Below are 13,782 nucleotides of genomic sequence, written 5' to 3'. Positions count from 1 at the left end.
GGAGGCACAGATGAAACGCCGCTTCGTCACGCTCGACGTCTTCACCACGCATCGCCATGCCGGCAATCCGCTGGCGGTGGTGCTTCAGTCCGAGGGATTGGATACGGAGGCGATGCAGGCCATCGCCAAGGAATTCAACCTGTCGGAGACGGTCTTCGTCTCGCCGCCCGAACGGCCGGGGCACCGTGCCTCGGTGCGCATCTTCACGCCAGGCTCGGAACTGCCCTTCGCCGGCCATCCGACGGTCGGCACCGCGGTCTGGCTTGCGCTCACCGACCATGCCGCGGGCGTGCCTGCCGATATGCTGGTACTGGAGCAAACGATCGGACCGGTTTCCTGCGCAGTCGAGGTCACCGGCAGCCATGCCGGCCATGCCATCTTCACCCTGCCGCGTCTGCCGGAGCAGGTGGCGGAGGCGGCGACTGCCGGCGCGATCGCGGCAGCGCTCGGGCTTCAGTCCAGCGATCTCGGCTTCGCAGCGCATCGGCCGGCGGTCTTTTCTGCCGGTGTGCCCTTCCTCTGCGTGCCGGTCTCGACGCGGGAGGCCGTGGGCCGGGCAAGGCCGGAAGCCGCCCATTGGCAAGCGGCGGTCGGCACGGGCGGTGCCTTCCTCTACAGCGCCGAGACAGCCGAGGCCGGGAACGCCTTCCATGCCCGCATGTTCTGGCCCGGGGCCGGAATCGGCGAGGACCCGGCGACGGGCGGCGCGGTCGCGGCGTTCGCTGGTGCCGTTATGGCCTATGGCAAGCCGGATGACGGCGACCATCGCTTCGTCGTCGAACAGGGCTACGAGATGGGCCGGCCCTCGCAGATCGCGCTGGAACTGAGCGTCCGGAACGGCGCACTCGTCTCGGCGCGCATCGGCGGTTCGGCCATCGTGGTCAGCGAGGGCGTATTGCTGTGAGCGACGGCGTCGAGAACGGCACGATCGTCCGGCTGTCGAGGGTCGATGCCAAGATCGAGCCTTATGACTGGGGCTTTGCCCGCGAAAATGCCGGGGATATCGAGGCGCATTGGGCGACGATAAGCGCCGGGAAGCCCGCGATGTTCAACGGCCGCATCATGCTCCAGCACCGCGCCGCGATCCGCGACGGCGTGTTCGAGGCGGGCTACTTCGAGACCGACTATGCCGCCTTCATGACCTGGCGCGATGTCGGCCATCCCGGCCCTGTGATCCGAAACGGCTTTGCCATGGCGGCGCTTCGGGCCAATGATGGCGCCTTCCTCTGCGGGAAAATGGGCGAGCACACCGCCAATGCCGGCAAGGTCTATTTCGCCGCCGGCACGCCCGACCGCGAGGATGCACGCCCCGACGGCAGGCTCGACCTCGCCGGCAGCGTCACCCGCGAGCTCGCGGAGGAAACGGGCTTGAGCGTCGAGGAGCTCAGCGTGGGCGAGGGCTGGACGGCGCTGATCGAACAGGGGCGCATCGCCTTCATGCGCGAGGTCGGAATCGACCTGCCAGCGGATGAAGCGCGCGCGCTCATGCTGGGGCGGATGAAGCTCCTCGAAGAGGAGGAGCTCTCCGACATCGTGATCGTGCGCGATCTCGCCGAGACTGAAAAGCACGACATGCCGCCCTTCATGCGCCGCTATCTCGCACATATCTTCGACGGCAACTGATCCTGCCGCCCTGCGAAAGTAACCCGATGAGCTCTGCCGACACCGCCTATCCGGAATCCCTTCCACTGCCGGTGGAGAACCCCTTCGCCACGCGCTGGGAAACGCCGTTTCGGCTGCCGCCTTTCGCCGCGATCAAGCCGGAGCATATTCGCCCGGCTTTCGACGCGGCGCTCGACAAGCACAAGGCGGAGATCGCGGCGATCGTCGGAGACGAGGCTGCGCCCGACTTCGCCAACACCATTGAAGCGCTGGAACGGGCAGGGCGTGCGCTCAGCCGCGTCGGCGGCGTGTTCTACAACCTGACCGGTGCCGACACGAACGAGGCGCTGCAGGCGATCGAGCGCGAGATGTCGCCGATCTCCTCGCGGCACTGGTCGGCGATCATGATGGATGAGGGGCTCTTCGCCCGCGTCGATGCCGTCAACGCCAAGCGCGATACGCTCGGCCTCGGCGCCGAGCAGGCGCGTCTCTTGGAACGGACCTATAAGGGCTTCATCCGCTCGGGTGCCAAGCTCGCGCCGGAGGACAAGAAGCGGCTCGCCGCCATCAATGAGCGGCTGGCGGCGCTCGGCACGCAGTTCAGCCAGAACGTGCTGAAGGACGAATCCGCCTATGCTCTGTTTATCGAGGACGAGGCCGGGCTCGCGGGCCTGCCGGAGTTCCTGAAGGCGGCGATGGCGCGCGCGGCGGCCGACCGCGGCAGGCCGGACCAGCATGCGGTGACGTTGTCGCGCTCGATCATCGAGCCCTTCCTGACCTTCTCGACCCGCCGCGATCTGCGCGAGGAAGCCTTCATCGCCTGGAGCAAGCGCGGCGAGAATGGCGGCGAGAGCGACAACCGCGCCATTGTCTCCGAGATGGTGAAGCTCCGAGCCGAGAAGGCGAAGCTGCTGGGATATCCGACCTTCGCGCATTTCAAGCTCGACGACGCCATGGCGAAGACGCCTGAGCATGTCCGCGGCCTTCTGGAACTGGTCTGGAAGCCCGCCAAGGCGCGCGCCGCGCGCGAGGCGGCCGATCTCGCGGCTCTCGCCCAGGATGAAGGCGAGAACGGTCCGATCCGCCCCTGGGACTGGCGCCACTATGCCGAGAAGGTCAGGCAGAAGACCTATGCGCTCGATGAAACCGTGCTGAAGCCCTATCTACAGCTCGACCGCATCAGGCAGGCTGCCTTCGACGTTGCCGGCAAGCTCTTTGGGCTTTCCTTCGCCGAGCGGCCGGAACTCGCCGGCTATCACCCGGATGTCCGCATCTTCGAGGTGACGGAAGCCGCGACCGGGCGCCATATCGGCCTGTTCATCGGCGACTACTTCGCCCGTTCCTCGAAGCGCTCCGGCGCCTGGATGAGCGCCTTCCGCGGCCAGCGCAAGCTCGGTGGCGAGACCCGGCCGATCATCGTCAATGTCTGCAATTTCGCCAAGCCGGCGGAGGGCAAGCCCGCGTTGCTCTCGCTCGACGATGCGCGCACGCTCTTCCACGAGTTCGGCCATGCGCTGCACGGGCTGCTCTCGGATGTAACCTATGGCTCACTCGCCGGCACGGCGGTGGCGCGCGATTTCGTCGAGTTGCCGTCGCAGCTCTACGAGCACTGGTTCCTGACGCGCGAGGTGATGCGGGACTATTGCCTGCATGCGGAGACCGGCGAGCCGATCCCGGAGGCTCTGATCGAGAAGATCGAGAAGGCGCAGACTTTCAATCAAGGGTTCTCCACCGTGGAGTACACCTCCTCGGCGCTGGTCGATCTCGCCTTCCATTCGCTGGAGGAGCCGGCGGAGGTCGATCCGCTCGCCTTCGAGGCGGCGGAGCTCGCGCGCATCGGCATGCCCAACGAGATCATCATGCGCCACCGCACGCCGCACTTCACCCATGTCTTCTCGGGCGATGGCTATTCGGCCGGCTACTACAGCTATCTCTGGTCGGAGGTGATGGACGCAGACGCCTTCAACGCCTTCATCGAGACGGGCGATGTGTTCTCGGCCCAGCTCGCCGAAAAGCTGAAGCGCTACATCTATTCGGCGGGCGATACGCGCGATGCGGCCGAGGCTTATACGCTCTTCCGCGGCCGGCTGCCGACCCCGGATGCGCTGCTGGAGAAGCGGGGGCTGGCGGCCTGAGCGGGAGCATCTCGAACCGGCGCGCTCAGGGCGGAAACGAGCCCTGAGCCTCGGTCCGGGCAAGCACGGCACCGCTGTTGTCCAGCGCCTCGATCGTCCAGACGTAGCGATGTTTCTGCCCCGTTGGAGGGCAGGGGCCGACATAGCTGATAGCCCCCTGCGCCACGCGCCCCTTGCCGTCATAGGCGACTGTCGAGCCGCCATGCCGGAAATTGGGCGCGTCGGTGTCGCGCATGGCAAAGCGCAGCCTCGTCGTGCCCTTCGGAGCGTTACGGACCGTGAAGGCCGGCGAGATTCCGCCGCAGGCGCTTATTCCCTTCCAGGAAAATGAGGCGGAGAAGGCGAAGGCGGATGCCGGAACGCCGAGCATGGCTGCTGCGACGGCGGCAGTTGCTAGCAGGCGTTTCATGGCGGTGTCCCTTCAGTCAGGCCTGAGCTGCTGTCTCAGCCAGGATAGCCGAATCTCGCTTTCGTCGCATGGATCTGACTGATTGCGCCGGCCTCGTTGCCCGCCGCGCAGGTCGACCGGGCGCGCGAAATCTCGCCGCTGACCCGGTCATGCACACCCTTGGTCGTGTGCCCGGTGGCGAGATCGTTGTCCATCACCGCCTGGAAGCGCTCGACCTCGCCCGAACAGCCCGTGCCCGTCGGCATGCGGAAGCTGCTGGGCGTCACGCCCGGCGCAGCCTGTTCCGGCGGCGGGGCAGGGGGCGCGCTGACCGTCGAAGTCTGGCAGGCCGATAGCAGGACGGCGGAGAGTGCAAGGACGGGCAGATGACGCATCGGAAAGCTCCGCGGAAACAAGACCGCCCGACGATGTCTGATTCTCGGGAGCAGTGAAATCGCGCCGTCCGGTCGGCCGCCTATTGCGGCATGTTGACGGTAAGATAGGGCGCGGTGGCCTTCTCGTTGGGGCCGACGATCGCCGGGACCTTATGGGAGACGGGCTTCAGACTCTTGAGATAGGCGGCCAAGGCTGAAGCATCCGCTTCGGTCAGCTTGGCGTAGCTCTGATAGGGCATGGCCGGCGCGAGGACGCGGCCGTCGGGCCGGGCTCCCTGACGGACAGCCTTGACGATGTCAGCCTCCGACCAGGAGCCCAGCCCCGTCTCCCGGTCCGGCGTGAGATTGGGCGGAAAGAAGGTGCCGAGGCCCGGAATGTGAAAGCCTACCTCGGATCCCGCGAGCCGCCGTTGCATGTCGGGCTTTCCGAGGAAGATGCCCGGCGTATGGCAGCCGGCGCAGTCCATGATGCTCGCGAGGTATTCGCCGCGCCGCAGCTTCTCCTGCGTCGGTGCCGTTTGCGCAGTGAGCGCCGTGGGCACCGAAAGGCCGATGACGAGGAGCACGCCGAAGATCGTCTGCTGCATGATTGCCTCCCTGACGTTTCGTGCAGGCGTTCCCGTTGCACCGATCTGTTCGAGCAGTCGGTCATCGTTGTAGTGCGTGACGTTAGGGAATGCTTAGCACTGCTCTCATGCCGGAGAAAGGCCCAAAGACCCGGCAAGGCAGGGCTATCCGCGCTCCGGCATGAAGAACGCCAGCACCGTGAATCCGGCAGCCGCTCCGGCCGCCAGCCAGATCGCGTCGAGGCCGATGCGGCTATGCGCGGCGGCTCCGACGACGGCGCCGCTGAGCAGGCCGAGCCAGAGCACGAGATGGCGCAGGAAAGCGAGCTTCGGCCCGCCGAGCAGCGCACCGGCGAGGCGCTGCCCCATCTTCACCAGCGTGCCGGTCATGTAGGTCAGGCCGATCGTGACCTCGCCATCGCGCTGGAAGACCGAGTTCTCCGCGCCCATCGCCAAGGCGAGCATGCCGGCCGCGGCCGTGCTGAGTCCGATGGTGTCGAGGCTGGCTGCGAAGATCAGGACCGCGGTGACGAAGGCGAGCACCGCCGCCTTTCGCTGTTGCCTGCCGAAATGGCCGATGAGCGAGCCGCAGACCACGCCGAGGACGAAGAGGCCGAGGATCGTCGCGGCCAGAACGATGCCGCCAGCATGGCGCCCGGCCAGTTCGATGCCAAGGCGGGTGGTGTTGCCGGTCATGAAGGAGACGAAGAAGCCGCTGAGGCTGAGGAAGCCGAGCGCATCGACGAAACCGGCGAGGCCGGTGAGGCCGAAGGCGAGCCCGATGGCGGGGCGGTCATAGCGCATCATCGGCGCGGGTCTCCGGCAGCAAGAGGCCGGATTCCAGCATGGCGCGACCGCCGGCCGAATCGCGCCGCGCCAGCATAATCCACAGATCGCCTCTGTCATTTGACGCGCGTGCATAAGACACATGCTTGCGCTCGACACCTGCTTTCGGTTACATCCTGTCCCGTCGATTTGAGGAACGCCCGTGGTTTCGACCGCCCGCCATGACCTGACGAAGGACTGCGCCGCTGCGCAGGCCGTCAGCATGTGCGCTCGCGCTCCCCTCGCACGCGCTTCGTTCTCGCTTCCTGGCCTCCTTCTCCTTAGCTGCCCCTGAGGGCCGGCCGGGCATGCTGCCTGGGCGCTCAGGGGAGTGACGAGAACCGCCGACAGCAAACCCAGCGCCCGCCTTTTCCGATCTCGCGGCGCACCGAAACCGGAAGCAGACCATGACCAATCCGATCCAGAACAGCTCCTCCAAAGAGCGCGTGCTGATTTTCGACACCACCTTGCGCGACGGCGAGCAGTGCCCTGGCGCCACCATGACCTTCGAGGAGAAGTTGGAGATCGCCGAGGCGCTCGACGTGATGGGCGTCGACATCATCGAGGCCGGCTTCCCGATCGCCTCGGAAGGCGATTTCGAGGCCGTCTCGGAGATCGCTCGCCGGTTGAAGCGCGCCACGGTCGCCGGCCTCGCCCGCGCCATCAGCACCGACATCGCCCGCGCCGGCGAGGCGGTGCGCCATGCGGTGAAGCCGCGCATCCACACCTTCGTCTCGACTTCGCCGATCCATCTGGAACACCAGATGCGCAAGACGCAGGAGCAGGTTCTGGAGATTATCACTGCGACGGTGACGCAGGCGCGCAATCTGGTCGACGATATCGAGTGGTCGGCGATGGACGCCACACGCACGCCGATCGACTATCTCTGCCGCACGGTCGAGGCTGCGATCCGGGCCGGTGCTACCACGATCAATCTGCCCGACACGGTCGGCTATGCGACGCCGGACGAGTATCGCGCCATGTTCAAGGCGGTGCGCGAGCGCGTGCCGAACGCGGACAAAGCGATCTTCTCGGCGCATTGCCACAATGACCTGGGCCTGGCCGTCGCCAATTCGCTGGCGGCGATCGAGGGCGGCGTCCGGCAGGTCGAGTGCACGGTCAACGGCATCGGCGAGCGCGCCGGCAATGCCGCGCTGGAGGAGGTCGTGATGGCGCTGCGCGTACGAGGCGACGTGCTGCCCTACGACACCGGCATCGACGCGACGCAGTTGATGCGCGTCTCGAAGGCGGTATCGAGCGCCTGCTCCTTCCCGGTGCAGTACAACAAGGCGATCGTCGGCCGGAACGCCTTCGCCCATGAGAGCGGCATCCACCAGGACGGCATGCTGAAGAACAACACTACCTACGAGATCATGACGCCGGCCTCGGTCGGCGTGACCAAGACCTCGCTGGTGATGGGCAAGCATTCCGGCCGCGCCGCCTTCCGTTCCAAGCTGAAGGAGATGGGCTACGATCTCGGCGACAATCAGCTGGAAGACGCCTTCACCCGCTTCAAGGCCTTGGCCGACCGCAAGAAGCACGTCTATGACGAGGATATCGAGGCGCTGGTCGACGAGAACATCGCAACCGCCCATGACCGCATCAAGCTGGAATCGCTCACGGTGATCGCGGGCACGCGCGGCCCGCAGCGTGCGACCATGAAGCTCGATGTCGAAGGCCGGCATGTTACCGAGGAGGTTGAGGGCAACGGCCCGATCGACGCCATCTTCAACGCGATCAAGGCGATCGTGCCGCATGAGGCCGGGCTGGAGCTCTACGACGTCCACGCGGTGACCGAGGGCACGGACGCCCAGGCCGAGGTGACGGTGCGCCTCTCGCGCGACGGCTCTTCCGTCAGCGGGCGCGGCGCTGATCCCGATACGCTGGTGGCTTCGGCCAAGGCCTATCTGGCGGCGCTCAACAAGCTGATCGCCCGCGGCGGGCGCCTGCACGCGCAGGCGGCGGAGTAAGTTCAAGAGCGTCGTTCTCGGGCGGTACGAAGTGCCGGCCCGAGAATCTCCGGAGGCGAAGAATCCTGGAGCCTCGCTCCGCAGGGGATGCCCGGGTCAAGCCCGGGCATGACGTCTGTCGCCTCCGGATTCCGGTGGATGACGCCGGCGCGATCTGGCGCTGGCCTGCCTCTTGCCCTCATCTGCTCTTCCGGTGCGGTCGCCCCCCGGCGACCCTGGGGAGCGATGCCGATGGGCTATTTTCCGAACTGGACCCTGAAGACTTCCGGCGCAGTGATGCCGGACGAGCGGCTGCCGACAGGGCAGACGATCATCGCCGGCTTGCAGCATGTCGTCGCCATGTTCGGCTCGACGGTGCTGGCGCCGGTGCTGATGGGCTTCGACCCGAATGTCGCGATCTTCTTCTCGGGCATCGCGACGCTGCTGTTCTTCGTCATCACGCGCGGGCAGCTGCCGAGCTATCTCGGCTCCTCCTTCGCCTTCATCGGCGTCGTCATCGCGGCGACGGGCTATGCCGGCTCCGGTCCCAATCCGAACATCGGCGTCGCGCTCGGCGGCATCATCGCCTGCGGCGCGGTCTATGCGCTGATCGGCCTGATCGTGCAGGGCGTCGGAACGAACTGGATCGAGAAGCTGCTGCCGCCGGTGGTGACCGGTGCGGTCGTGGCGGCGATCGGCCTCAACCTGACCTCGGTCGCGATCAATATGATCTCCGCGAGCCCCTACACCAAATGGCTCGCGCTGTTCACGGTGGTCGCGGTGGCGCTGGTCGCGGTCTACGGCCGGGGATTGCCGCAGCGCCTGCCCATCCTCATCGGCGGGCTCGCTGCCTATATCCTCTATGCGCTGACGGCGCCGAGCTTCGGCGCACCGCCGATCGACTTCGGCAAGATCGGCGCGGCCGCCTGGTTCGGCCTGCCGCATTTCGTGGCGCCGGTCTTCGACATGAAGGCGATGACGCTGATCGTGCCGGTCGCGATCATCCTGGTCGCGGAGAATCTCGGCCACATCAAGGGCATCTCGGTGATGACCGGGCGCAATTTCGACCACCTGATTGGCCGTGGCTTCTTCGCCGACGGGCTGGGCACGATGATCGCCGGCTCGGGCGGCGGCACGGGCGTGACCACCTATGCCGAGAACATGGGCGTGATGGCGGTGACGCGAGTCTATTCGACGCTGGTGTTCGTCGCCGCCGGCATCATTGCGCTGGCTCTCGGTTTCTCGCCGAAGTTCGGCGCGGTGATCGGCACGATTCCCGTCGCGGTGCTCGGCGGCCTCGCGGTCGTGGTCTTCGGCCTCATCGCCGCCACCGCCGGCCGCATCTGGGTGGAGAACAAGGTCGACTTCTCCGAGCCGAAGAATCTGATCACCGTCGCGACCGCGCTGATTCTCGGCGCTGGCGATCTGAAGCTGCCGATCTTCGGCTACGAGCTCGGCGGAATCGGCACCGCGACCTTCGGCGCGATCGTGCTCTACCACCTGCTGAACCGCCGCGCGGCATGATAATCCACAGCTCGGTGGGACCTTTCCCGCCGAGTTTGAAAAATCTGTCACAGACGGGTGGACAGGGGGCGGGGCCTTTGCTACACGCCCCCTGCCTGACGCGGCTGACGCCGCCGAACGGCAACGCTTCGTGGCGTATGGGTGATTAGCTCAGTTGGTAGAGCAGCTGACTCTTAATCAGCGGGTCGTAGGTTCGAGCCCTACATCACCCACCACGGTTTTCCTGGACATCGTTGGATAGCCACTTCGCGGGCCGAGCAGCCATGCGGTTGCTTCGCCGGATTCGCGGCTGTGCTATCGTCGCGTCACGGCGCCTGCGGAGCGAACGGCATCTTGGACGAACTCGAATTGATGCTTCGGCTGCTGGCCGGCCTCGTCGCGGGCGTGGCGGTCGGCTGGCAGAGGACCCTTCACCGCAAGAGTGCGGGGCTGCGCACCTTCGGCCTGGTGGGAATCGGTACGGCAGCGGCTGCGAGCCTGTTCAGCGAGACGCTCCATCCCGATGCGGCGAGCCGCGTGGTTCAGGGTGTGCTGACCGGCATCGGCTTTCTCGGCGCCGGCCTTATCATCCATCGCGATCGCGAGATGACGCCGCACGGGCTGACCACGGCGGCGGCGATCTGGGTGACGGCGGCGCTGGGGTGCTCAGCCGGGCTGGGGAAGTGGCCGGTGACGCTGACAGCGACGGCTCTGGCACTCGTCCTGCTGGCCCTCGATCATTCGCTGGAACATAGGCTCCAGGGTCGCGCTACGCCGCCCGAGCGTAACGGGGACGGAGGTCCCTCGCCGGACTGAGTGGGCGGCTACGCCTGCCCCATCGCTGCACCGCGGAGCCTTTCGGCGGCTCGGGCGTTTCTGTCTGAAAAGGACAGGTTTCGCATGATGCAGTTCAACAACGGCCTGAAGGCCGCACCCGGCAATACCCCGGCCATCCCCGATCCGCCTCCGGAGGCGCCACCGTTGACGCCCGGCAATGTTCCGCCGGCACCGCCGGTCGAGTCGCCGCCGGACGAGGAACCCCAGGGCATCCCGACCGAACCGCCGCCGGAGTTTCCGCCTAACGCGCCGCCGGAAGCACCTCCGGCGACACCCATCGATCTCCCACCGGGGCGCGATCCGCGTCAGCCGCAGGAGTAGGCCTCAAGGGCGAGTACTAGACCGCCGGTGCGTCGCCCGAGCCGATATCCCAGTAGAGACCGGCCATGGCGGTCAGGCCCTCGCGGGCGATGGCGACCGGCAGATGCTCGTCCGGCGCGTGCTGCGAACAGCCGGGATAGGAATGCGGTACCCAGATGGTGCGCAGCTCCAGGATATCCGCGAAGATGTCGTTCGGCAGCGACCCGCCGAGATTGGGCAGCAGGGCCGGCTTCTTGCCGGTGCTTTCGGCGATCGAGGCGAGGGCGAAATCCACCCAGGGATCTTCCGGGTCGAGGCGCGTCGCGCCGAAGATCTCGGAGCGGCTGAGCGACACTTCGACCATGGGGAAGCCATGGCGCTGGAGATGCCGCTTCAGAGCCGGCACGACATCGTCGTAGTCGATGCCGACGACGAAGCGCAGCTGGCAGCGTGCCCAGGCGTTCGGCGGCACGGCGTTGACCGGCGTCTCGGGCACGCCCGACTTCATCGCCAGCACGTCGAAAGAGCACCAGCCGAAGACCTGCTCCGCCGGGGTCAGGCCCGGCTCGCCCCAGTTCGGATCGATCGTCGGGCCGTCCGGCCCACCATCGATCTCGCAGCCGACAAGCGCCTTGCGCACCGCCGGTGGCAGCTCCTTGGGCACCCATTCATGAATGCGGATCTGTCCGCTCGGCGAGGTGATCGAGGCAATGGCGTGGGCGAGCTGGATCGCAGGGTCGGAGAGGATGCCGCCCCAGTTGCCAGAGTGATGGCCGCCCTCGCGGGCATTGATCGAGAGGTCGAAGGTGACGCCGCCGCGCGCGCCGAGAAAGACGGTCGGGCGCTCGGCATTGAGCCGCGGCCCATCCGAGGCGATCAGGACGTCGGCCTTGAACAGCTCCTTCTGCTCGGTGCAGAGCTCGCGCAGGCCCGGCGAGCCGGACTCCTCGCCCATCTCGATCAGGTATTTGGCATTGAAGCCGAGTTTGCCGCGCGTCTCCAGAACGGCGCTGAGCGCGCTGAGGTTGATCAGGTGCTGGCCCTTGTTGTCGACGACGCCGCGGCCATACCAGCGGCCTTCGCGCTCGACGAGCTTCCAGGGCGAGAGGCCCTCACTCCATTGCGCGTCGAGGCCGCGGATCACATCGCCATGGCCGTAGCCGAGGATGGTCGGCAGGCCTTCGTCCTCGATGCGCTCGGCATAGAGGAAGGGGCCGCGCGCCTTCGGATGGGTCAGGGTGCGGCAGGTGAAGCCGAGCGATTCGAGAAGGGGCTGCATCTCCTGCTCGAGATATTCGCCGAGGACGGGGGCGCGGTCCGGGTTTTGGCTTTCCGTAGGGATCGCGACGAGGCGACCGAGGTCGCTCTTCATTCGGCCTGAATCGAAATAGTCCTGAGCTTTCGCGATCGCCTGTGCGCGGGTCATGGTCGTAAGGTCTCCCGGATTTATGGCCGGCACAGTGCCGGTGGACGCGCGGTTGCGCCAGTGCCAAGAGAGCCGGGCGCGCCATGCCCGCCGGGCAGGGCGGGGCGCCCAGACACCGATGAGGATCTTCCTTTCCGCATGACGTTCACCCCGCATCCGCACCAGCTCGTCGCCCGCGATGCGATCCTGGCCGCGCGAGGGAAGGGGGCCGCCGGCTTCCTGCTCGGCGACCTCACCGGCCTCGGCAAGACACTCTCGGCCTGGCTCGCGCTCTCGGCGATGCCGGAGGAGGACGTGCTGGTGATCTGCCCGAAAGGGGCGATCCCGCAATGGCGGCGGACCATGGCGTTGTCGGGCCTGCCGGCGAAGCGCGTGACGCTGATGAATTTCGAGAAGACGAAGTCGTTGCTCGCCCCAGTCGCTGACAGCCGGAAACGCTCGGCGCGGGCGAAGAACAATGAACTCGCGAAGCATGGCCGGCCGAAGCGAGTCTGGCCGCTTGTCGTGATCGACGAAGCCCACCGCATCCGCAATCCCAATTCGCAGCAGGGGCTGGTCTGCCGGCAGATGGCCGAAGCGGCCGATTTCACCATCTATATGAGCGCGACGGCAGGGCAGTCGCCGCACGAGCTGTCCTATCTCGCGCCGTTGCTGGCGAAAGCGGCCGGCATGCCGACCGCCGATCTCGACGGCTTCCGCACGCTGATGAAGCGGCTGAAGATCGGCAGGGCCAAGGGCCGCTGGAAGAACTGGAGCTGGGAGCCGAACGAGACCGACCGCAAGGTGATGGCTGATCTGCTCTATCGCGGCGCGAACGCCATCGGCCTGCGCCGCCGGCCCGAGGAGATCGCCGGCTGGCCGGAGGTGCAGCGCGAGCTCGCGCCCGTCGCGTTGGATAGCGCTGCGCGCAAGCTCTACGAGGCGACCTGGCGGGAGTTCCGCAAGGAGCTGGGCTTGGCCGGCGGCTCGACGCGCAAGCCGCAGGGCTGGGCCGCCGATCTGCGCTTCCGGCAGAAAGCCAGTTTGCTCCGCATCCCCGGCACGGCCGATTTCTGCGAGGATCTGCTCGGGAATGACGAGCAGGTGGCGATCTCCGTCGCCTTCCTCGAAACCAGCGCGATGCTGGCCGAGACGCTGAGAGGGCGTGGCTGGCGTGTCGGCGAGATCAATGGCGAGCGCTCGGGCGCGCAGAACGAAGAGACGCGCATCGCCTTCCAGACCGGCGCGCTCGATGCGATGATCTTCACCGTCACAGAGTCGATCTCGCTGCATCGCGGCGAAATGCCGGGCGGCGAGCGGGAGCGGGCGCTGGTGGTCCACGACATGCGCCACAGCGCCATCCAGCTGCAGCAGATCGAAGGCCGCTGCCATCGCGACGGCCAGCATGCGACGATCTTCTATACCTACGCCGAGGATACGGTGGAGGAAGCGATCGCCGGCACGGTGATCCAGCGCATGGCGGCGATGGAGGGGCTGGCGGGAGACGACACGCGGATGCTCGAGGCGATCGCGGGCATCGTCGAGGCGCGCGCGGCGGCCTGAAGAAACGGCTCAGTTGCGGGGAGCGTTGGCGTCGTCCCGCGCGCGCTCGCCCAGCCCCTTCGCACCCTCGATGGCCGAGCCGGTCAGCCGAGTGACGGCGTTCCAGGCTTCGCGCGTATAGGCGCCCTGATGCGCCACGGCATCATAGCCGATGATCAGCACGAGTATGATCAGCAACAGGCGGAACACGGACGCGCCTCCCTTTCCCCGCTCATCAACGTGGCGGGAGGAGCGGAGGTTCCGGGAGCGCGTCATTCTCGGGTGCAACGCAGCGTAGACCCGAGAATCTCAGGGCTGGAGGCAGCTGGTTTCCG

At 66.8% G+C, this 13,782-nt stretch carries 14 protein-coding genes and 1 tRNA gene; 9 read left to right on the top strand and 6 right to left on the bottom strand.

Features of this window, described 5'->3' with window-relative positions; genetic code table 11:
- The first annotated feature begins 10 nt into the window (after positions 1-10).
- The 3 genes from AC1DDA_RS11755 to AC1DDA_RS11745 are packed head-to-tail and all read left to right on the top strand — an operon-like array spanning position 11 to position 3,737.
- Entirely contained in the window at positions 11-904 is an 894-nt protein-coding gene (locus tag AC1DDA_RS11755; protein WP_476795872.1) for a PhzF family phenazine biosynthesis protein, read from the top strand.
- Positions 901-1,623: an NUDIX hydrolase gene (locus AC1DDA_RS11750; RefSeq protein WP_476795871.1), complete on the top strand. Its 723-nt coding sequence runs from the start codon at positions 901-903 to the stop codon at positions 1,621-1,623. Before AC1DDA_RS11755 ends, AC1DDA_RS11750 begins: the two co-directional genes overlap by 4 nt.
- A 26-nt stretch (positions 1,624-1,649) precedes the next feature.
- Positions 1,650-3,737: a M3 family metallopeptidase gene (locus tag AC1DDA_RS11745; protein WP_476795870.1), complete on the top strand. Its 2,088-nt coding sequence runs from the start codon at positions 1,650-1,652 to the stop codon at positions 3,735-3,737.
- A 25-nt stretch (positions 3,738-3,762) separates the two neighbouring features.
- Here AC1DDA_RS11745 and AC1DDA_RS11740 read toward each other — a convergent pair whose 3' ends face one another.
- The 4 genes from AC1DDA_RS11740 to AC1DDA_RS11725 all read right to left on the bottom strand — a co-directional run bounded on the left by AC1DDA_RS11740 (position 3,763) and on the right by AC1DDA_RS11725 (position 5,893).
- Positions 3,763-4,146 carry a YbhB/YbcL family Raf kinase inhibitor-like protein gene (locus AC1DDA_RS11740; RefSeq protein ID WP_476795869.1) on the bottom strand — a complete coding sequence of 128 codons (384 nt, stop codon included), beginning with the start codon at positions 4,144-4,146 and terminating at the stop codon, positions 3,763-3,765.
- Between the two features lie 35 nt (positions 4,147-4,181).
- On the bottom strand, positions 4,182-4,520 hold the full coding sequence (locus tag AC1DDA_RS11735) for a hypothetical protein (protein WP_476795868.1): 339 nt from the start codon (positions 4,518-4,520) through the stop codon (positions 4,182-4,184).
- A gap of 80 nt (positions 4,521-4,600) precedes the next feature.
- Complete coding sequence (locus AC1DDA_RS11730; RefSeq protein ID WP_476795867.1) at positions 4,601-5,107, bottom strand: c-type cytochrome; 507 nt, start codon at positions 5,105-5,107, stop codon at positions 4,601-4,603.
- Between the two features lie 144 nt (positions 5,108-5,251).
- Positions 5,252-5,893: a YoaK family protein gene (locus tag AC1DDA_RS11725; RefSeq protein ID WP_476795866.1), complete on the bottom strand. Its 642-nt coding sequence runs from the start codon at positions 5,891-5,893 to the stop codon at positions 5,252-5,254.
- A 425-nt stretch (positions 5,894-6,318) separates the two neighbouring features.
- On the opposite strand from AC1DDA_RS11725, the gene AC1DDA_RS11720 reads away from it, so the two are divergent.
- From AC1DDA_RS11720 to AC1DDA_RS11700, 5 genes are all read left to right on the top strand, one after another.
- On the top strand, positions 6,319-7,881 hold the full coding sequence (locus AC1DDA_RS11720; protein WP_476795865.1) for a 2-isopropylmalate synthase: 1,563 nt from the start codon (positions 6,319-6,321) through the stop codon (positions 7,879-7,881).
- A gap of 225 nt (positions 7,882-8,106) precedes the next feature.
- Positions 8,107-9,384, top strand: coding sequence for a solute carrier family 23 protein (locus AC1DDA_RS11715; protein WP_476779146.1), 1,278 nt, complete (start codon positions 8,107-8,109; stop codon positions 9,382-9,384).
- A 139-nt stretch (positions 9,385-9,523) separates the two neighbouring features.
- Positions 9,524-9,599: transfer RNA gene (locus AC1DDA_RS11710), tRNA-Lys, on the top strand.
- A gap of 118 nt (positions 9,600-9,717) precedes the next feature.
- Entirely contained in the window at positions 9,718-10,179 is a 462-nt protein-coding gene (locus AC1DDA_RS11705; RefSeq protein ID WP_476795864.1) for an MgtC/SapB family protein, read from the top strand.
- Between the two features lie 84 nt (positions 10,180-10,263).
- On the top strand, positions 10,264-10,521 hold the full coding sequence (locus AC1DDA_RS11700) for a hypothetical protein (protein ID WP_476779148.1): 258 nt from the start codon (positions 10,264-10,266) through the stop codon (positions 10,519-10,521).
- A gap of 16 nt (positions 10,522-10,537) precedes the next feature.
- Here the strand turns inward: AC1DDA_RS11700 and AC1DDA_RS11695 are convergent, their stop codons facing one another.
- A complete protein-coding gene (locus AC1DDA_RS11695) occupies positions 10,538-11,926 on the bottom strand; it encodes a M20 family metallopeptidase (RefSeq protein ID WP_476795863.1) in 1,389 nt (462 codons plus the stop codon).
- Between the two features lie 138 nt (positions 11,927-12,064).
- On the opposite strand from AC1DDA_RS11695, the gene AC1DDA_RS11690 reads away from it, so the two are divergent.
- The gene (locus AC1DDA_RS11690; RefSeq protein WP_476795862.1) at positions 12,065-13,468 is read left to right on the top strand and encodes an SNF2-related protein; all 1,404 of its coding nucleotides are present in this window, start codon (positions 12,065-12,067) and stop codon (positions 13,466-13,468) included.
- A gap of 9 nt (positions 13,469-13,477) precedes the next feature.
- On the opposite strand, the gene AC1DDA_RS11685 is transcribed toward AC1DDA_RS11690, so the two are convergent.
- Complete coding sequence (locus AC1DDA_RS11685; protein ID WP_476795861.1) at positions 13,478-13,657, bottom strand: hypothetical protein; 180 nt, start codon at positions 13,655-13,657, stop codon at positions 13,478-13,480.
- Positions 13,658-13,782 lie beyond the last annotated feature (125 nt).

It is taken from the genome of Allobosea sp. 10N428, from assembly GCF_056394545.1.
Note: the sequence above shows the minus strand (reverse complement) of the source record. Positions and strands in the feature narration are given on the sequence as shown.